The following is a 17,966-nucleotide window of genomic DNA, read 5'->3' on the forward strand; positions in this document are numbered from 1 at the left end:
AAAAAATGAAAAAAATCAATTGATGATCCGAAGTTTGAAAAGCTCCTCAGCACTGTTGCTCAATCTATTGCTAAGAAAAAAGGAGCAGAGGCAAAGACTCTCACAAAAGAGGATCTTGATGAGGAGATTGATGAGTACACATCTTCACACTTAGATAGCCTTTGTCCTTTGTGTAAAGGATTGGGCTCAAGTTCCTTCTATCACCCTTGTCCAATATGCCTGGGAAATGGAGAAGTTCATAAGGATGATAGTCGTCTCGAACGACTTGAGGAATATGAACTGGTGGATTGTTACCTTTGCAATGGAACAGGACATAAAGACGGTTATGTCTGCCCAGCATGCGGTGGGGAAAGCCAAATACCCAGAGGTTAGGCTGAAAATCACGACTGGTCGCAGTATGACTGATAGCTCAAACGCAACACCAGAGATCCAAGATAACATTTTGCTTGTAATGACGCGCGAAACTACCGCGTGCATCACTGCAATACGTTCACGGCAGCTACGCTGTGTTACCAATAGGGAATACGTATATGAATGAAGATGAATATATTGCATCAAGAGTTGAAGAGCAAATAGATTGGTATGACCGAAAAAGCCAGAATGCTCAATGCTGGTTTAAATGGCTTAGAGGAACAGAGATTATTGCCGCTGCTGTGATTCCGTTGATCGCCGGTTTTGCAAAAGACCCTTTTCCAGTGACCTTAGTCGTCGGCATTTTAGGAGCTTCAATAGCTATTATATCTGCTGCGATTAGTTTAAATCAGTTTCAAGAGAACTGGACTGAATATCGGACCACTTGTGAATCATTAAAGCATGAAAAATTTTTATATCTAACTAATGCTGAGCCCTATCACGAAGAAGAGCCATTTCGTCTTTTTGTTCAGCGTGTTGAAAATCTAATTTCAAAAGAAAATAGTGCTTGGTCTCAGTATACCCAAGCAAATATTGAAAATATTAAAACCAAAATCGGCAAAGGGTAATCGATATGTCAAACGGACTGTTATCTGGCCTTGGTTCGATAAAAAGAAAAATCTTTATAAGTTATCATCATGATAGCGATAAGGCTTATTATGATGTTTTCATTAATGCTTTTTCAAATAGCTATGATGTTATTCAAGACAATTCAGTAGATCGTGCTGTATCCACTTGTCCTTCGCATTAATCCGTCTTAACTGAAATCATTGACAATTTCGGTAGTGCTTGATAATCCCTCAAGCATTATGGAAACAATAATCTTCACATTTTTTAGCATTATTTTGATATGCAAATTGAATTTTCGACTTACAATTGAGAACCTTGCCCTTCGGCAGCAACTTGCTGTAATGAAACAATCGGTTCGTCGTGTGGTTCGCCAAAAATGAATCAGGGAGAAAATGCATGGTAATTTGATCTTGAGCTTCTGTTTAAGCCAGCTCTAATTTTTTGAATCTGATTAAATTTTAATAACAGGATTTAATTAAGCCTTGAAGATACGACAAGATTTAAAATACAGGACGCAAATATACAAAAAATTTTAATTGTCAAATTTTCGTTCTCGGAAAATCAGATTAAGCAGCTTTATTCCATCTATACATATGATGTAATCCACCGATTCTGGGAGAAGAAATTATTTTTGCAGATTTAAATGGTTTGTTTTGGATTTCTCGTCCGTTTGGAGAATCCCGCCCTACTGCCAAATGGCATCTTTCATTGTTGTAATATTCAAAATATTGGTTCATAAAGTCCCTCAAATGTTCTTCGTTAAAGATGATCATTTGATTTAACATATCATTTCTAACCGAAAGGACAAAGCGTTCAGACACACCATTTTGCCAAGGACATTTGTAACTTATGACTTTTGGTTTTATACCCATATCCTTTATGAACTGTTTTACCCGGACAGAAAAGATTGAATCCCGGTCAAAGATCAAATACTTTGGAGCGCGGTCAAAAGGAAATGCATTTTTCAACTGCTGAACTACCCACTCTGCTGTAGGATGCTCAGTAACATTGAAATGAACGATTTTTCTCCTCGCATGATCAATAATGAAAAACACATAAAGAGTCTTGAAGCTAATGGTTGGGACGGTAAAGAAATCCATACCCATTATGTGCTCGCGATGATTTTTTAAAAACACTTTCCATTGTTGTCTTTTCCCCTTGGTCTTATCCAGGTCATCGGGTCTAATCTTTTTAAGATATCGAGATATGGTTCTTTGAGAAATCTGATTTTTAGTATAGCCAAGTTTCAAAAACTCAGAATACATTCTGGGAGCACCCCAGGTAAAGTTTTCAATTGCCATTTTTTTTATATGCTGACGGATTTCCAGTTTTATTGATGGCCTGCCAAGTTTTTTATGTTTAGCTGACTTTTTGGTCCAATATTTTCTGAAACGCCGCCTTTGCCAGTCAATAACAGTTTCGGGTTTAACGATTATAAGTGCATCCATCCATTTGGGCCAGGTCCTTTTTAATGCGACTAACAACGAACGGGTTAGATCTGTGATATTTTTTGAGTCTTCTTTCTTTGTTTGGTAAATCATTAATTGCTGCCGCAGTTCTATGGTTTCCAAAATAAGGTTATCTTTTGATTCGAACAGGATCTGAATTATTGTGAACTGAAAAGTCAACAGCCGGATAAACGCCCGATACATTATGTGCTCCTTATTTAATTTTCAGCAAGAAACATAACTGAATATCAGGTTCATTTGCGATTGACAATAAAATTTGAAAAACCTGCAATGCGCTGGTATTGTGGTATGATCCTATATTGGCAAACCACAGCTCAACTTAACGTTATTAATACATTAATAAACTTTAATTTAAGAGGGCAAAATGGATTGTATTGACGAAACTCCTGAAAATAAGAAATATAGAGAAGAACAAAAACTCCGTATGGAATCCTATATTGTAGGGCGTAATGGCCATAGTGGGAAGGCGATCAAGGAAGTCTATGCGAGAGGAGAGGAATATATAGTATATTCAGTAGATGATGATGATGAATCAGTATTTGTCCATATAGATACAGTTTATCAAGAAGATATACGCGGGACAATGGCAAGAAATCACAAAATTATACCGGAGCTTTTTAGATATAAGAATATAAAATATAAAGCTGAAAATATTGATATGTATCATTCCACTTTCGCCATGGCTATATCAATAGCACTTGGTTATGATCGAACCGAAGATGAAGAGGCAATCGAAATCAAAATAAAACAAGCTAAGAAGATTCTGAACGATGCAATTGATCAATATGATAAAAATTATGTCGAAAGACTGAAAGGTAAATTTTTCTATTTTTTTGTCTGTTTGGGATATGCTTCTCTATTACTTTTCTCTTCAACCGCAATCTATTTTTATCGAGATACCAATATTGTTAAATTGAACATCCACTGGTTTCAAATTTTTGGATGTGGATCTTTTGCACTCATTGGGGGTCTGATATCTACCATAATTAAATTGCCAAATTTGACGTTTGAAAAAGGTATATCAGCAAGATATTATGCAGTTTATGCTTTTGAGAGGATGATACTCGCATTTTTTTGCGGTTGCATTGTATGGATACTATCGAAGAGTAATATAGCATTGGGATTTTTACAAAATACTGACTATTGGCCGATGTTAGCCACAAGCGTAATCGCAGGATATACTGAAAATTTCGTGCCGGAACTTATCGCTAAAACACAAACCAAGATAAAGTCGTAACATAATACTTTAGGGTCGGACCAAGCGAAACAAGACAACCTACTGTTAATATAGATAAAAACTTCAGGAGTAACGAAAAATAGCTCTTAGTGACTTCATTTTGATAATCAAATGGGCCATTTAAGAGATTTAACCCAAACAAGGAACATGCTGACGGGCAAGCCGCAGATGTCAGTGTTAAACAGCATGCAAAATTGACTCTTTTCCAGAATTTCGAACTCAATGCCTGTTTCTTCTCTTCCACAAAACCGTTGCCAAAACTGCCTGGTTAGTTTATTTTGCCCAGGCCTCGGCATAGGACAGATGCTGGGATTAATATCAGATGAAAGGCTAGGCCCAAATGAAAATAGAGACCTTAAACCAGATTAGAAGAAAAATAGAACTCACCATCCCGGCCCGGGAGGTGGATGCTGTCATTGATAAAGTGGTAGCGCGGTATCAAAGCCAAACCAGCCGAAAAGGATTTCGCAAAGGCAAGGTTCTTTTAAAGAGCATTGAATCCAGATTCCGGAATGAGATCATGGCCCAGGCTGGGGAGCTGCTTTACAACCAGCACGCAGGAGCGGTCCTGAAAAAGGCGAAACTCTCTCCGCTAAACCGCTTTCAGGTTTCTGCAGCCGGACCGATTGAGCGTGGGAAGGACCTTACCTTCTCCTTTGTGGTGGAAGTCCTGCCTGAATTAGATCTGCCCAAGTACAAAGGCATGAAAATTAGACAGAAAACACCAACAATCACTGACGCAAAGGTGGACGAACTTGTAGCGGCATACCAGGAAGAATTTTCAACTCTGGAACCAATAACAGAGCCACGTGGACCTGAAAAAGGTGAAGTCGCTGAAATCGTCTTCATGGCAGATGGGGATTTTGCTTCCCTGTTCACCTCTGGAGATACCCCTTTTCAGATGACCATGGGAAAAGACTTTTTTGATTCCTTTGACGCCCTGATTTATACCCTGAAACCTGGTGAAACCCGTACAGAAACACTGGATTTCCCGGACGATTTCCATATCCTTGAGATGGCAGGGCAAAGCGTTTCTGTGCAGGTCACCCTTAAAGTAATTTACCAAAAAACGCTCCCCCAGGTGGATGAAGCCTTTGCCATGAAAGTGGCCAATGTCTCTTCTGTTGAGCAAATGCACGAAAACATTAAGCAGAGACAGCTGGCCAGGCTGGAGCGGGAGTATAACCAGGAAGCCAAACAGAGACTGGTGAAAAACCTTCTTGAGAAAATAGACGTGCCCCTGGTCCCAAGTTTTGTGCGCCACCATATAAATAAGGCCGTGGCATCTCACTTCAAACCCTTGAAAGCCGCTGGTGTCCCCTGGGAGGAGGCAAAAAAACAATTACCGGCCCTGGAGAAAAAACAAAAGCCTTTTGCTGAAAATGCCGCTAAAGTCCAGCTGTTGATGATGTGCATTGCAATGAAGGAAAAAATCACCCTCTCTGAAGAGATAGTTGGAAAACGGATCTACGAACTAGCTGCCCGGGACAAAAAAGATGTAAAAGACTTTATCATCCAGGCACAAAAATCAGGACGGTTTTCACAGATCAAAAAAGATCTGATGGTAGAGCAGGTTATCAACTTTCTCTACAATCAAGCCTGTATTACCCCTGCCGCTTAATTCGGCTCAGTAACGGCCCCCTTCCCAGCTCCAGCAGATCAATCCGGGTGGGCTTGAATCCAGGGCCTTTCTCAAGCGTTGGAAACGGAATCGGACAATTGACTGATTATATGCTACCGCTTAAACTTTTGAAGCGCGGCGGTATAACTTCGTTAATACAAACAGCGAATCAAAAGTTTAAGCGGCAGAGAGGATGATTGCCCTACCCCACTTTCCTCGGGCCCGTTAACAAGCCGCTGCACGTAGGTGAGCTAGTGAGCTAAACATTATATTTAAGAACATTATGAAAGTAAGAATTTCACCTCATTTAAAATTAAAATCTCATTTTAACATCCTCTTTAATAATATTCTCAGCCAAAGATAATTTTCCTATTTGACAGCAATACTTGATGTGTGCATAAATGATAAAAAATAGCTATATAGCCATCGCAAAAAGGAGACAAAAAAAGCCCCTTATGAAAAAAACACTAATTGCCCTTAGTATTTTTATTGTTGCATTGGTTATTTTCTATTTATGGCCTGTGCCCCAGAATTCTTTTGATGAATTATATAAAAAAGTTGATTTGCAAAAGAGTCAGCCTCTTTTAGATTTTCGTACGCAATATCCTCCTAAATATGCTCATGTTGGTGAGCATGACTGGCAATATGTGGTGTTTGGGAAGGGGAAAAAAACCATTTTATTTCTGCATGGAATGACAGGAGCGTATGACATCTGGTGGCAGCAGATGAAGACGCTTTCAAATACTTATAAAGTAATCAGTGTAACCTATCCTCCGGTGGATACGCTGGAAAACATAAGCAAAGGAGTTTTGTCTGTCCTTGATGCTGAAAAGATTCAAAGCGTAAATGTTGCAGGATCATCTTTTGGAGGATACCTTGTACAGTATCTGATGAAAAATCATCCGGAGCGTATTGAGAAAGCTGTTTTAGGAAATACCTTTCCACCCAATGATATTTTGCGTCAAAAGAATGAATCGCTTATCAAAATATTACCTTTTTTACCTGACTGGCTTGTCATGAAAGTATTGAGTAAAAGTTTTAATAAAAACATTTACCCTGCTGCTGGGCATTCTGAGCTTGTACTGGCTTATATGATGGAGCAGATATCCGGGCGTATGGTAAAAGCACAGGTTTTATCACGTGCAAAAGCTGTGATAGAGTCATTCAGCCCTCCTGATCCAAAATTATCAGGTATTCCTGTGATGATTATCGAAGCTGATAATGATCCGCTTGTGGAAGAGAGTCTGCAAAAACAATTAAAAGCTCTTTACCCTACAGCACAGGTACATACTTTTCATGCAGCAGGACATTTCCCTTATCTTAATGAATCAGATGTGTATACTGGATTACTGGTGTCTTTTTTTGGACAATAATAGTCCGGGTAGTATTATATTAATAAATTAGGATAAAAGTTTTCAATTTTAATAAAATGAGAATTGAAAAGAAACATGAATTATTCATCGAAATGGGGTGTAGTATGCCAGGAGTAAAAGGGCGGGTGGTGATGGTAACGGGTGCGGGGCGGGGAATCGGGCGGGTGACGGCTGAGCTCCTGGCGTCACGCGGTGCACGTGTAATGGCCGTTGCGCGCAGTGAGAATGAATTGCAGACGCTGGGCCTGGACTACATTGTGGCGGATTTGGGTACACCTGACGGCTGTAAACTTGCGGTGGAAGGAACACAGGATCGACTGGGGCCGGTTGCAATCCTGGTGTGCAATCACGGTATTGGTTCGGCCCATGAGCGGGTGATATGGGAGCAGGAGCCGGAGCTCTGGCGTGAAACCATGCGCATCAACCTGGATGGTCCTTATTTCCTGTCATGTTTAGTTGTCAAAGATATGATTGAACAGGGTTACGGCCGACTTGTGTTTACAAGTTCGACGGCCGGACAGGTGGCGGAGTACGCTGGCAGCGCTTACAACAGCTCAAAACACGGTCTTCTGGGTTTGATGCGCTCGGTTGCCCAGGATGCCGGGCCGTATGGCGTGACTTCCAACGCGGTGCTTCCCGGCTGGGTGCGAACCCCAATGGCTGATATTTCGGCCGAAGCAGAAGCCGCACAACGTGGTACCACCCCGGATGAGGTGTGGGCCGAAAGAGCTGCGCTTTACCCGGCGGGCCGGGTGGTGACACCCGGAGAAGTGGCCGAGGTGATCGCCTTCCTGGCATCCGAGGAATCCAGTGGCGTCAACGGCGAAGCCATTACCGTAGCCCTTGGAGGCGTATGTTGAAAATGAAATTTATTTCGGCTGCGGCTCACCCAAACCTTAGAGGAACAAATTGACCCTGTTAAAAAATAAGATCCTTTGTTGGTATGGTAAAGATCCCTTTGAAGCAGGGAAAATCCTGATAGAATCTTCCGGGATATGGAAAAACTGGTCCTTTTCAGATCATATTGGGCTGAAGCCAAATCTGGTTGTCTCCAAAAAGGCATCCTCCGGTGCAACGACTCACCCTGAATTCTGTGCAGGAATAATCACCTTCCTTCAAAAAAAAGGATTTCAGCATATCAGCATTCTGGAAGGTTCCTGGGTGGGGGACCGAACAGAAAAGGCGTTTAAAGTTTGTGGCTATTCAGATATTTCTAAAAAGTACTCTGTTCCTCTAGTGGACCTTCAGCAGGATGCTTCTGTGCTATGTGAAGGATCTAACGGAGAATATCAAATCTGCCAATCGATCCTGGAATTGGACCGACTCATTAACATCCCTGTACTCAAAGGTCATTGCCAGACAGCTATGACCTGTGCTCTGAAAAATCTGAAAGGCTGCATTCCCAACAGTGAAAAACAGCGATATCATCGGGAAGGTCTTTTTCAGGCAATTGCGGATCTGAATGAAATCCTTAAATCTGATTTGATACTGGTGGATGCCCTGGAGGGAGATCCTTCTTTTGAAGAAGGGGGGAATCCCTTTACACTTAATCTTTTTATGGCGGCTCTGGACCCGGTTCTTCTGGATAGTTATGCCTGTTCCCTGTTGGGGTTGAAAACATCAAATGTTCCCTATATTAAAAAAGCAGTCACCCTGGGGGCAGGATCTTCAGCAGTGTCTACTGATACCCTGCATGCCTTGAATAAGGGAGAGGGATTGACCAATCTTCAGCAATCGTCTCTTGCTACGGCACTTTCAGGCCATATAAATGCGAAAGGGGCATGCAGTGCCTGTTTTTCCGCCCTGGCACAGGCATTGAAACAAATGCAGGAAGAAGGGTTATTCTTGCCTGAAACAGTATGTATCGGGCAAGGATTTAAGAAAAAAAATTTAGATGGGCCGGGAGTGGGTGACTGCCTTTCCGGGTGCTCTTCATTTGTTCCCGGATGTCCTCCTGAACCTTATGAAATCGTTAATTACCTGAAAAATCTATAGCTTTTGTAATGGAAAAATGTTCAACAATCCAAATGAACACGGACAAGCCGGTTATTTGGGTTAACAAGCCGCTGCACGAAGGAGAGCTAGTGAGCTCAACATTAAAAATGGAAATTCTTATGAATAAAGAAAATAAAAGCATTGAAGAAAAATTCTTTAAAATTTATCGGAAGCATGTACAACGTTATAAGCACCGGGATACAAATCAGATGTGCTGTATGTGGTCAATTGCAAACCCACCCGATGAAATTTATGAATGCGACCAGATCTATAATATTGAGGAAGAATTCAACATATCTTTAACTGAGGATGATGCTTTATCTTTGTATAACATGCATTTTGAAGAAGCTGTTCAATTTATCGAAATGAAATGTAAGGTAATTTGAGACTAAAGAAATGCAGGCGACCAACTGTTAAGTGGCCTTCTTTGTAAATATAAGTTAAAGAAACCCTAAAAAATATTTTTCCCCTAACCGCAGGGTTTTTGGGTTATGCATAAGAGCAAAATTAAAAAAATAAAAATATGAATAAAATAACAGACTACTGCAAAAATACAGACGAATGGCCAAATAGCTGGAAACGTGAAAAGAGAGATATTGAAGTTGGAGAAAGAATTTTAAGAAACATCTTTATTCCATTTTTTAGGTTTTTAATTGAAAAGCAGTTTACAAAAAAAACAATTAAAAAGCATACCAATAACATTTGGCTTCTTGGTGGCGAACTCATTGATAGAGTGGAGCAGGAAGAAGAGTTAAGGACTCTGAATGAATTAGAATTGGTATTAAAATTCGTCGACAGTAGAGGCGGACCATATTCAAATCATATTGATTCAGAATCAGAAATGATTTCATTTGATAGTAGTTGTAAAAAATTGTATAAATATTTGAAATCAATAAATTAGCACAACAATTACGCTAAAGCTGACCCCAAAAGCCGGTCCCTGTTCTGGAGTTGGCTAATTTACACCATATAGCGAAGGACAATAAAACAATCACCCCCAGGAGGATGATCTCTGATTTAGTTGAGGCCTCAAAAGTTTAGAATGAAAAAAGAAATTAGATGTTCGGTATAAAGCTAAATTGGCCCGCCTATTCACCTGATACAAAAAACTGCTGGCCTTTGGAATCAGGTGAATTTTTGGTTAAAAAAAGGATTTTTAGGGTAATAAGGACGTAACATGGTATTTAAAAAGGAGGAGAGTACAGGAAAAAGCATCGCTTTAATCCTGAAGGATGGAAATACGGAAATCTTTGATTGTTCATTTTCTTCATGCACTAACCCTGTGTGCACCTGTAAGTCTATTGACATTACCTTTACGTCTTTACAGGACGAAAATCAAAACGGGCGGGCCTTGCCTTCCCACAGGGTTGATATTGATCTGACCGAAAAGAAGCTGAATTCCAAATCAGAAGATAAAAGGCTTTCAAAAGATTTGGCATTTGGAAACTTGGTTTTATCTCAGTTAGACGATGACGATTTTACGTTTTTATTTAAAAAACAGTTTGCCTTTAAGAATCAGATTACCGAAAAGGCGAATATCGATTCCATTGAGGGGTTCTTTGATTATGAGGCAGTGGAGCAGGAAGGATTAATGTATGCTTACAATGACGTCCTACCCTATGGAGACCAGATGCAAGTCAATATTAATGGTGAGGATTATTTAATTTTTGACCAATATTGCCTGCTGCCTAAATGCTCATGTACGGACACTAATCTGGATATTGTATCTGTTAAAGAAACGAATAGGGAAGCAGAAGAATTGTGTTCCCTGACATTGAAATATGCCAAAAAAAGCTGGGGAATAGCAGAAGGGCCTTCTTTCTCAATAGCTTTGGGGACAATCCAATTTGCCATAGAGGAGCAAAACACTGATTTTTACAAGCAATTGCTCATCAGGCATAAAAAACTGAAAGCCATCTATCTAAATTGCCGAAAAAAAAACTATTCACCTGAGAAGCCCATGGAAACCCTGAAAATAGGAAGAAATAAACCATGCCCATGCGGCAGTGGGAGAAAATATAAAAAATGCTGCGGATAAAAACCGCAGATTAATTTGAGGTAAAATGAAAGAAATTGCAAATCGATCTGCATTATATGTCTATCCCAAAAGCCCATATATTGAATGGGCAAAGCTTTATAATGAAAGTTCAATAGAAGATCTCAGACAGAGATTAAATGAAAAGCATGTTTACCTAATAGACTGGACATATGATGAAGATATTAATGAGGTATTAGAGCCCAATTATCTCAAAATATTTGAATATGAATTGGATAGTTGGAATGTAATAAAAAAAGAATGGCCTTCCAACAGAACTTATAAAACATTTCTTGAATGGTTTGATGTTACGCTTTGTCATGAAATACTTGACTTAGAAACAAAAAAAATAGTACGAGAAAAATTATAACAAATGAACTCAAGGTGACAAAAAAAGCCGAGTTTTAGTTTCGTTAAATTTGAATGCTTCAGTGTCGGCATTTTTGGCAGCTTATAGCGGCGTTGTGAAGAAAGAGAGAGTATTGTAATGGATAAAAATAAATTTCTTGGAAAGTGGCGAATATGCGAGATGGAACAATGGGATCAAGATTTCATTGATGCTGAAGTTCCAGGTTACATTTCATTCAGTAAAGACGGAATGGGAAAATTTCAATTTGGGTACGTTCACGGTTTTATGGATTGTCGTTATTCAGAGAGGGAAGGAAATGAAGCTGTGGAATTTTCGTGGGAAGGGAATGATGAAATGGACCAAGCATCTGGGAGAGGTTTTGCAATAATAAAAGATAAAAATCTTTCAGGGCATTTGTTTTTCCATGAAGGCGAAGATTCTGAATTTAAAGCCACACAACAGAAACAAGCATAACCAATTGTTCCGCGGATTTTTTTGGTTCCTCTTCCATCGCTTCACCTGTCCCTTGCATTAATCCTTCTTAGCTGAAATCATAGAAAATTCCAGCAGTGCTCTGATAAAGCCCTCAAGCATTACGGAAATAATGAAACTCAATTTTTCACAAAGCGCGAAGTAATTTAAACTTATTTCCAACAATGCTCTTGCACACAGATGGAAACTTCGCTGTCGCTACGTTTCCACTGGTGAAGAGAAGCGTTCAACGCGCCTGCGGCGCATTGAACGCCGAGTTGACTAAGTATATCGCAGCCGCAGGCGCATAGAACCACGAGTTCGAGCAGACATCCTTATCAGTCGCAGCTCAACTCGGCGTTAAAGCAAATTTTATGGGCTTGGGTAGAAGATTATTTGAAAATTTCATATATTTAGGGTATAACTCACCTACCCCATCGCCCAACAAAAATGGGATGCTACGGTCTACATATTGGATAATTATATTTTTATGGCTTATTTAAGCCGGAGATCCTAAATATTCTACTGAAAGCGTCAAACGAATATGAAAAAAGCATCACTACCGGAAAACGAAGTCAAACGACTGAAGGCCCTGCAAGAGTATAATATCCTAGACACCTTGCCCGAGATGTCATTTGATGATATTACCCGACTCGCTTCTCATATAAGCGGTACCCCTATTGCCTTGATCAGTTTGGTTGACAGTAATCGTCAGTGGTTCAAGTCCAAAATTGGACTTGAGGTTGAGGAAACACCGCGCGACATTTCTTTCTGCTCCCATGCAATCCTTGAAAATGATGTTTTAGTTGTGCCGGACACCCTCGAGGATGAACGTTTTTCAGACAATCCACTGGTAACCGGTGAACAAAAGATAAGGTTCTATGCAGGTTCGCCCCTTGTTACTGTAGGCGGCGAAGCGCTGGGCACCCTCTGCGTTATTGACCGAAAGCCCCGTAATCTGAATGAAGTGCAGATGGAATCGCTTCGAGCTCTGACGCGCCAGGTCATGGACCAATTGGAACTTCGCAAGCATATAGATGAAGAGGCACGGTACAAGCGGAAGCTTGTCGAATACCAGAAAATATTGGAAGAATCTAACGTCCGACTGGAAACGGCAAGCCTTACAGATGATGTTTCCGGTTTTTACAATACCCGTTTCCTGCATAATTTTCTTGATCGTTATCTGGAATCTGAGCACCATAAAAAAAGCGAGTTGTCACTTGTCTTTTTCGATATGGATAACTTTAAAAAAGTAGTTGACACCCACGGCCACCTTATCGGTTCTAAAGTGCTTCGGGAAGTCGCCGAGGCGGTTCATAAGCAGCTCGAGTCGCAGGACTGCATCGTCCGTTATGGAGGAGATGAGTATGTGGTGATCCTTCCAAATCAAGGCAAGGATAAGGCACGCATCAAATCAGAAAAAATGAAGCAGGAAATCAGCAGCACCAATTTTTTGAAAAAAGAAGGTCTCAGCATAAAGCTCACAGCCTCTTTCGGTCTTGCCACATATCCTGAAGATGCAGGCGACAAGCGTCATCTTTTGGCAGAGGCAGACAAATGCCTGTTCATGAGCAAAGAAAGTGGTAAAGACCGAGTAACCATAAAATGACTCTTGTAATATTTCGAATAATCCAGTTCAGGCTTCAGGTTTTAACATGGGTAAAATGGCATATAAAAAAAGAATTTTAATCGCAACGATTCTGGGACTGATCGCAGGCCTTATTTGTATTATCGGTGGCAAACTGATGTTTGGTATGACCTTTACCCCGCTTGCGCTCTTATTTGTGATGACAAGCCGATTGATGATAGGATTTGTGATCGGTATATCTGCACTTCGGCTCACCTGGGTTCAGCACGGGGCGTTCATAGGGTTAATAATCGGATTCCCTTTTCCCGTTTATGATCTTATTACAGGCCAGGGCCTCCTGATCTCATTTGCCGCATTTGTAATGAGTATTGTGTTCGGCATATTAATTGAGTTTGTAACCACCTTCGTTTTCAAAGCCCCTATGTCTCCGAGCAAGACTGATTAATAAGGGCGTATCCGGCTGATCCTTGTTTATAGTGGTGTGTATACAGTTAACAACACTGGTGATATTGAAAACAATTAAAAGAACGACGGAGATTAAAGGTGTCAATGGCTCCACAGAATCGAATAACTGAACCTTGCGATTTATTGGACAGGAACGGACACGTTATCAACCCGGGGTATGCAACCTCTCCCCTGTGGCAATATGACCGTGGGAAAATAAACGCCGGATGGCACAGGATTAAGGAATGGGATTATTATTCGGTTCTTGATCCTGAAAAAGGATATGGTATAACCCTCACTCTTGCGGATCTCGGGTATATTGGAATTGCCACCATCTGCTGGCTGGATTTTCAAAACATGACATCCCAACAAGTCGAGGCACTCACCTTTCTGCCAAGGGGACGCACCAGTCTGCCGGCAACATCCGAATCCGGAACCACTTGTTTTAAAAACGCCAGGCTGAACCTGAACTTTGATGTGTCAAACAATGTCCGGCGTTTGTCCTTTGGCACAACTCATTTTACAGATGAGATGAAGAATAAAGGGCTTAAGGGAGAAATCCTGCTCTCACAGGACCCGGATATGGAAAGCATGGCCATTGCCACTTCCTGGGAGGATAACAGGAAGGCCTTTTACTATAATCATAAAATCAATTGCATGCCGGCTGCGGGACATGTGACCATCGGTAACACAAAATATGAGTTTACCCCTGGCAAAAGCTTTGGCGCCATTGACTGGGGACGGGGGAACTGGACCTATAAAAACCGCTGGTACTGGGGGGCTGCATCCGGGATGCTGGATGGTGAATCCTTTGGATGGAACCTTGGCTATGGATTCAGCGATCGCTCAGCAGCGTCAGAAAATATGATTTTTTACAAAGGAAAGGCCCATAAGCTGGACGAGGTGGTCTTTCATATGAATACCGAAGACTATATGCAGCCTTGGAAAATCACAAGCAGCGACCATCGGTTTGAGATGGACTTCATACCGGTGCTGGACAGACAGTCCCGTTTTGATTTCAAGCTTCTCAAATCAGTCCAGCACCAGGTGTTTGGTCATTTTACAGGATCTGTAATCCTTGATGACGGTTCAGTATTAAAAATCTATAAATTCTTCGGGTTTGCCGAAGATGTCTTAAATTGGTTGTAACCAACATCTGATTCTCCCCCAAAAAACTGGAGACCGAGTTAAGCCCTTTTTACAACGACCAAAATCCTGACGGACAAGCCGCAGATTTTGAAACGTTAAAAAACTTTTAGTCTTGAATTTAATTTAAATAATTTGGAGTTATCTATGTCAAAAAGAGCTGAGTGGTGGCTTCCGGTTCTTGCTAAAATCTGGCCACTTACCTGGAAAAGTGCAAGGGCGACAAGATGGCCTGTTATTGGTAAATTAGTAGAATTGTTTGCCCTTCCTTTTATGTCGGAAACAAATTTTAACGTCACCCACATTCCCATTAACAAAAAAATCAATGGGATTGAAAATGTTTATCTGCCTGAACAAATCATTGAAAAATTAATCAACCAATCTTCCTACAGGGTCGCCATAAAAAAATGCACCTGCAGGGATGAAAAAACATGTAAGAATTTTCCCATAGATTTTGGATGTCTTCAGCTTGGAAGCGGATCAAGGGAGATTGACCAAAGAATAGCCGATCATTTGTCAAAGGAAGAGGCCCTCCGGCACATGAAAAAATGCATTAATGCTGGATTAACCCCAATGATTGGACGGGTTAAAATTGATAATTTAATCTGGGGGGTGAAAGATAAAGGCAAACTGCTTGCCATTTGTTTTTGCTGCCACTGCTGCTGTACTGTGTTCAATTCCGGCAAATTTTTACCCGAGGCTGTGACGGAACGAATCGTTCGATTAAAGGGGCTGTCAATATTAGTGGACCATGAAAAATGCATAAAATGCGGGACCTGTATTCAATCCTGCTTTGTTAAAAACATTGCATTTTTTAATGAAAAAATTTACATAAATCATGACAATTGCAAGGGGTGCGGACAATGTGTTGCCTCATGTCCTCAAAAAGCACTAACTGCAAAAATTGATAATGTGGATGAGGCCCTTGAAGAATTAAATCTGCGAATAAAAGAAAGAATAACGATAGATTAAATTTTGTCATATAACTTTTTTAACTACTGCAAATCAGGAATGGAAATGAATTCAAAAAAAGTTTGGAATTTTTTAATGATACAGGCACTTGTTCTATGGGTTGCGGTGATAATTTTAGGAAATTATCTATTTCCGGAAGACCGGTTTAAATCATTAATCCCTTTCCTATTAGTATTTGGGCTCCATGTTGTTGAACTTCCAATTGCCTGTAAAATTGGCATGGGGAGAAAACTGCCCATCACAAGGACCATCATTAAGACCCTGTTATTCGGTTTTACATGGTGGCTCCCTCTAAAGAAAGAAATTATTCATAAATAGCCAAAGAGATAATTCATGGAATACATATGATGAATTGCTTTAAATACGGGGCCTCATATAAATTTGTTAAAATTCAACTTTTTCTCAGCTGGCCTATCATTAAATATGGAAAAAAGCTGAGCAATGTGCCTGTATTAAAATGGATAATCAATCCATTTTTTAAAAGGCCCCACAATGAGCTGACCTCCATTCCGATTCATAAAAAAGTCACCGACCCAACCTATTCTGCCGTTCCCCTGGAAATCATGGAAAAATTGATTGCCAGAATTGATGAAATTTTCATCATGAATGAATGCCATTGTGCCGGTCTGAAAAACAGAAACAGCCCCAGACTTTCAATTGGCTGCCTGGCCCTTGGCCCGGCAATAAAAAGGATTCACCCCTCCCACGGAAAAAGAGTGGGCAGCAAGGAAGCCATTGCCCATGTTCGAAACGCCTCAGCCCATGGGCTTGTTGCAAATATTGCCCATGTGTGGATAGATGCATTTGCCTTCCAGTTAACCGATTTTAACAAGCTTTTATTCATCTGTTTTTGTGATGATGATCAATGTATTTACAGAACGCATATGAAAAAAAGAGGCCCCAATCTTGATAAAACCTATAAGAAATTACCCGGAATTCAAATTGTTAATGATCTTCAATTATGCACAGGCTGCGGTGAATGCCTGGACAAGTGTTTTGTTTCAGCCATAGATCTTGTTGATCATAAAGCGGTTATTGGTGAATCCTGTGTGGGATGCGGGGTTTGTATTCAATATTGTAAGAACTCAGCCCTAGGTTTATCCTTGGATAATGAAGAAAAACTGCTTGAGCAATTGTTGAGCCGAGTCCGGGAAATGTCCGGGGTCTTGGATACCTGTGGTTCACCAAAAAGGAACCCGAGAGAAAATGCATGTTAATTTGATCTTGAGCTATAGTTTAAGCCAACTCTAATCTTTTGAATCTGGTCAAATTTTATTTCTATTAAAACACTCAAACCCTTTAATGAAAGGGTTTGATAAAATCATCGGTGAATTTGGACGAATCGTTAGGGGGGGGGCAATGTCACGCTGAAAGGGGTCAAAATTCAACGCTTTTTTGGGGTCCACCATAGTGGTGTTAGTGCAACAAATAAACTTTATAGAAAAGAAATTTAAAATTTGGAGTGTATAAAATGAGTTCAATAAATTCAATACCAGGTCAGGCGGAAGAATCGATTTCAGCTATTCCCAAAGGAGTTCCAGTGGTAATGATCAATATGCTAAGATTTAGAGAGAATGCCAAGTATCCCGATGGCAGGTCTGATATCTCTGGAAGAGACGCATATGCTATCTACAGTGGGGAGGCATTTAAACATTTAATAAAATATGGTGCAGAAATTGTGTGGTTTGGAGAGGCTCTGGCATCGGTTATCGGTCCTAACGATGAATGTTGGGATCAGATTTTTCTTGTTCGGTATCCATCTATTGAGATGTTTATCGAGATGATTAACAGTGCCTCATACCAAGACATTCTTGTCCATCGATCATCTGCACTGAAAGATTCCCGATTAATAGCGACGATTGAAGGTGGCAAATAAATATGAATCTGTAGGTCCAATCATATTTCTACCTCATTGCACATGGATACGGATATCAGGCACTGACAAAGCTATTAAGACAGAGCGCAATCGCCCTCGGTGTTTGCAAATACAGTCGTCATGGCTTGCACAACCTAAATTCAAAGTACCGTGCAGCTACCGCTTCTGGCTGGCGTTAAAAAAAAGGACAAAAGGATGATAGCCATGGTAAAATTAACAAGCCGGATAAAAGAACTGGCAGCTAATCTGGGAGCTGCTGATGTGGGCATTGTAACCCAAAAGCTACTTGAGGGTAATCCGCCATCAAAGGATTCCCCTCCGCAGGGTTAAGTGCGAATCTGGTGTATCGGACAGACACCCCTAATGGTGCGTTTGATGAAAAGCCGCCCATCTCCCATCGATATTTGGC

General features: G+C 40.6%; 21 protein-coding genes. 20 read left to right on the plus strand and 1 reads right to left on the minus strand.

Going from position 1 to position 17,966, the window contains the following annotated elements; all coding sequences use genetic code 11:
- Nucleotides 1-530 precede the first annotated feature (530 nt).
- Both ACZ45G_RS15615 and ACZ45G_RS15620 read left to right on the plus strand, forming a co-directional pair.
- A complete protein-coding gene (locus ACZ45G_RS15615) occupies nucleotides 531-980 on the plus strand; it encodes a DUF4231 domain-containing protein (protein ID WP_464179738.1) in 450 nt (149 codons plus the stop codon).
- 5 nt (nucleotides 981-985) lie between these two features.
- Nucleotides 986-1,162 (plus strand): hypothetical protein, encoded by a 177-nt coding sequence (locus ACZ45G_RS15620; protein WP_464179740.1) that lies wholly within the window; start codon nucleotides 986-988, stop codon nucleotides 1,160-1,162.
- Between the two features lie 385 nt (nucleotides 1,163-1,547).
- On the opposite strand, the gene ACZ45G_RS15625 is transcribed toward ACZ45G_RS15620, so the two are convergent.
- Nucleotides 1,548-2,633 carry a transposase gene (locus tag ACZ45G_RS15625; RefSeq protein ID WP_464179742.1) on the minus strand — a complete coding sequence of 362 codons (1,086 nt, stop codon included), beginning with the start codon at nucleotides 2,631-2,633 and terminating at the stop codon, nucleotides 1,548-1,550.
- A gap of 181 nt (nucleotides 2,634-2,814) precedes the next feature.
- Between ACZ45G_RS15625 and ACZ45G_RS15630 the strand changes: the two genes are divergently transcribed.
- The 18 genes from ACZ45G_RS15630 to ACZ45G_RS15715 all read left to right on the plus strand — a co-directional run bounded on the left by ACZ45G_RS15630 (nucleotide 2,815) and on the right by ACZ45G_RS15715 (nucleotide 17,887).
- The gene (locus ACZ45G_RS15630; RefSeq protein WP_464179745.1) at nucleotides 2,815-3,687 is read left to right on the plus strand and encodes a hypothetical protein; all 873 of its coding nucleotides are present in this window, start codon (nucleotides 2,815-2,817) and stop codon (nucleotides 3,685-3,687) included.
- Nucleotides 3,688-4,027: 340 nt separating this feature from the next.
- Nucleotides 4,028-5,308: a trigger factor gene (tig, locus tag ACZ45G_RS15635; RefSeq protein ID WP_464179747.1), complete on the plus strand. Its 1,281-nt coding sequence runs from the start codon at nucleotides 4,028-4,030 to the stop codon at nucleotides 5,306-5,308.
- A gap of 401 nt (nucleotides 5,309-5,709) precedes the next feature.
- Complete coding sequence (locus tag ACZ45G_RS15640) at nucleotides 5,710-6,681, plus strand: alpha/beta fold hydrolase (protein ID WP_464179749.1); 972 nt, start codon at nucleotides 5,710-5,712, stop codon at nucleotides 6,679-6,681.
- Nucleotides 6,682-6,812: 131 nt separating this feature from the next.
- Nucleotides 6,813-7,541 carry an SDR family NAD(P)-dependent oxidoreductase gene (locus ACZ45G_RS15645; protein ID WP_464179962.1) on the plus strand — a complete coding sequence of 243 codons (729 nt, stop codon included), beginning with the start codon at nucleotides 6,813-6,815 and terminating at the stop codon, nucleotides 7,539-7,541.
- A gap of 49 nt (nucleotides 7,542-7,590) precedes the next feature.
- The gene (locus tag ACZ45G_RS15650; RefSeq protein WP_464179752.1) at nucleotides 7,591-8,676 is read left to right on the plus strand and encodes a DUF362 domain-containing protein; all 1,086 of its coding nucleotides are present in this window, start codon (nucleotides 7,591-7,593) and stop codon (nucleotides 8,674-8,676) included.
- 89 nt (nucleotides 8,677-8,765) lie between these two features.
- On the plus strand, nucleotides 8,766-9,062 hold the full coding sequence (locus ACZ45G_RS15655; protein ID WP_464179754.1) for a hypothetical protein: 297 nt from the start codon (nucleotides 8,766-8,768) through the stop codon (nucleotides 9,060-9,062).
- A gap of 137 nt (nucleotides 9,063-9,199) precedes the next feature.
- Nucleotides 9,200-9,577 (plus strand): hypothetical protein, encoded by a 378-nt coding sequence (locus ACZ45G_RS15660; protein ID WP_464179756.1) that lies wholly within the window; start codon nucleotides 9,200-9,202, stop codon nucleotides 9,575-9,577.
- A 276-nt stretch (nucleotides 9,578-9,853) separates the two neighbouring features.
- Nucleotides 9,854-10,714 carry a YecA family protein gene (locus tag ACZ45G_RS15665; protein WP_464179758.1) on the plus strand — a complete coding sequence of 287 codons (861 nt, stop codon included), beginning with the start codon at nucleotides 9,854-9,856 and terminating at the stop codon, nucleotides 10,712-10,714.
- Between the two features lie 25 nt (nucleotides 10,715-10,739).
- Nucleotides 10,740-11,081 carry a hypothetical protein gene (locus ACZ45G_RS15670; RefSeq protein ID WP_464179761.1) on the plus strand — a complete coding sequence of 114 codons (342 nt, stop codon included), beginning with the start codon at nucleotides 10,740-10,742 and terminating at the stop codon, nucleotides 11,079-11,081.
- A gap of 117 nt (nucleotides 11,082-11,198) precedes the next feature.
- On the plus strand, nucleotides 11,199-11,534 hold the full coding sequence (locus ACZ45G_RS15675) for a hypothetical protein (protein WP_464179763.1): 336 nt from the start codon (nucleotides 11,199-11,201) through the stop codon (nucleotides 11,532-11,534).
- A gap of 541 nt (nucleotides 11,535-12,075) precedes the next feature.
- The gene (locus ACZ45G_RS15680; protein WP_464179765.1) at nucleotides 12,076-13,140 is read left to right on the plus strand and encodes a sensor domain-containing diguanylate cyclase; all 1,065 of its coding nucleotides are present in this window, start codon (nucleotides 12,076-12,078) and stop codon (nucleotides 13,138-13,140) included.
- 55 nt (nucleotides 13,141-13,195) lie between these two features.
- Complete coding sequence (locus ACZ45G_RS15685) at nucleotides 13,196-13,564, plus strand: hypothetical protein (protein ID WP_464179767.1); 369 nt, start codon at nucleotides 13,196-13,198, stop codon at nucleotides 13,562-13,564.
- A 104-nt stretch (nucleotides 13,565-13,668) separates the two neighbouring features.
- Nucleotides 13,669-14,712, plus strand: a complete 1,044-nt coding sequence (locus ACZ45G_RS15690) for a DUF2804 domain-containing protein (RefSeq protein ID WP_464179769.1) — start codon at nucleotides 13,669-13,671, stop codon at nucleotides 14,710-14,712.
- A gap of 144 nt (nucleotides 14,713-14,856) precedes the next feature.
- Nucleotides 14,857-15,681 carry a DUF362 domain-containing protein gene (locus ACZ45G_RS15695; RefSeq protein ID WP_464179771.1) on the plus strand — a complete coding sequence of 275 codons (825 nt, stop codon included), beginning with the start codon at nucleotides 14,857-14,859 and terminating at the stop codon, nucleotides 15,679-15,681.
- Nucleotides 15,682-15,726: 45 nt separating this feature from the next.
- Entirely contained in the window at nucleotides 15,727-15,999 is a 273-nt protein-coding gene (locus tag ACZ45G_RS15700) for a hypothetical protein (RefSeq protein ID WP_464179773.1), read from the plus strand.
- Nucleotides 16,000-16,025: 26 nt separating this feature from the next.
- The gene (locus tag ACZ45G_RS15705) at nucleotides 16,026-16,898 is read left to right on the plus strand and encodes a DUF362 domain-containing protein (protein ID WP_464179776.1); all 873 of its coding nucleotides are present in this window, start codon (nucleotides 16,026-16,028) and stop codon (nucleotides 16,896-16,898) included.
- 254 nt (nucleotides 16,899-17,152) lie between these two features.
- Entirely contained in the window at nucleotides 17,153-17,557 is a 405-nt protein-coding gene (locus ACZ45G_RS15710; protein WP_464179778.1) for a DUF1330 domain-containing protein, read from the plus strand.
- Nucleotides 17,558-17,761: 204 nt separating this feature from the next.
- Nucleotides 17,762-17,887: a hypothetical protein gene (locus tag ACZ45G_RS15715; protein WP_464179781.1), complete on the plus strand. Its 126-nt coding sequence runs from the start codon at nucleotides 17,762-17,764 to the stop codon at nucleotides 17,885-17,887.
- The last annotated feature ends 79 nt before the right edge of the window (nucleotides 17,888-17,966 follow it).

It is taken from the genome of Desulfoconvexum algidum (genome assembly GCF_055382125.1).

Coding starts and splice junctions, on each gene's coding strand:
- ACZ45G_RS15615 (WP_464179738.1), top strand. CDS start 531: ATGAATGAAGATGAATATATTGCATCAAGAGTTGAAGAGCAAATAGAT.
- ACZ45G_RS15620 (WP_464179740.1), top strand. CDS start 986: ATGTCAAACGGACTGTTATCTGGCCTTGGTTCGATAAAAAGAAAAATC.
- ACZ45G_RS15625 (WP_464179742.1), bottom strand. CDS start 2,633: ATGTATCGGGCGTTTATCCGGCTGTTGACTTTTCAGTTCACAATAATT.
- ACZ45G_RS15630 (WP_464179745.1), top strand. CDS start 2,815: ATGGATTGTATTGACGAAACTCCTGAAAATAAGAAATATAGAGAAGAA.
- tig (WP_464179747.1), top strand. CDS start 4,028: ATGAAAATAGAGACCTTAAACCAGATTAGAAGAAAAATAGAACTCACC.
- ACZ45G_RS15640 (WP_464179749.1), top strand. CDS start 5,710: ATGATAAAAAATAGCTATATAGCCATCGCAAAAAGGAGACAAAAAAAG.
- ACZ45G_RS15645 (WP_464179962.1), top strand. CDS start 6,813: ATGGTAACGGGTGCGGGGCGGGGAATCGGGCGGGTGACGGCTGAGCTC.
- ACZ45G_RS15660 (WP_464179756.1), top strand. CDS start 9,200: ATGAATAAAATAACAGACTACTGCAAAAATACAGACGAATGGCCAAAT.
- ACZ45G_RS15665 (WP_464179758.1), top strand. CDS start 9,854: ATGGTATTTAAAAAGGAGGAGAGTACAGGAAAAAGCATCGCTTTAATC.
- ACZ45G_RS15670 (WP_464179761.1), top strand. CDS start 10,740: ATGAAAGAAATTGCAAATCGATCTGCATTATATGTCTATCCCAAAAGC.
- ACZ45G_RS15675 (WP_464179763.1), top strand. CDS start 11,199: ATGGATAAAAATAAATTTCTTGGAAAGTGGCGAATATGCGAGATGGAA.
- ACZ45G_RS15680 (WP_464179765.1), top strand. CDS start 12,076: ATGAAAAAAGCATCACTACCGGAAAACGAAGTCAAACGACTGAAGGCC.
- ACZ45G_RS15685 (WP_464179767.1), top strand. CDS start 13,196: ATGGCATATAAAAAAAGAATTTTAATCGCAACGATTCTGGGACTGATC.
- ACZ45G_RS15690 (WP_464179769.1), top strand. CDS start 13,669: ATGGCTCCACAGAATCGAATAACTGAACCTTGCGATTTATTGGACAGG.
- ACZ45G_RS15695 (WP_464179771.1), top strand. CDS start 14,857: ATGTCAAAAAGAGCTGAGTGGTGGCTTCCGGTTCTTGCTAAAATCTGG.
- ACZ45G_RS15700 (WP_464179773.1), top strand. CDS start 15,727: ATGAATTCAAAAAAAGTTTGGAATTTTTTAATGATACAGGCACTTGTT.
- ACZ45G_RS15705 (WP_464179776.1), top strand. CDS start 16,026: ATGATGAATTGCTTTAAATACGGGGCCTCATATAAATTTGTTAAAATT.
- ACZ45G_RS15710 (WP_464179778.1), top strand. CDS start 17,153: ATGAGTTCAATAAATTCAATACCAGGTCAGGCGGAAGAATCGATTTCA.
- ACZ45G_RS15715 (WP_464179781.1), top strand. CDS start 17,762: ATGGTAAAATTAACAAGCCGGATAAAAGAACTGGCAGCTAATCTGGGA.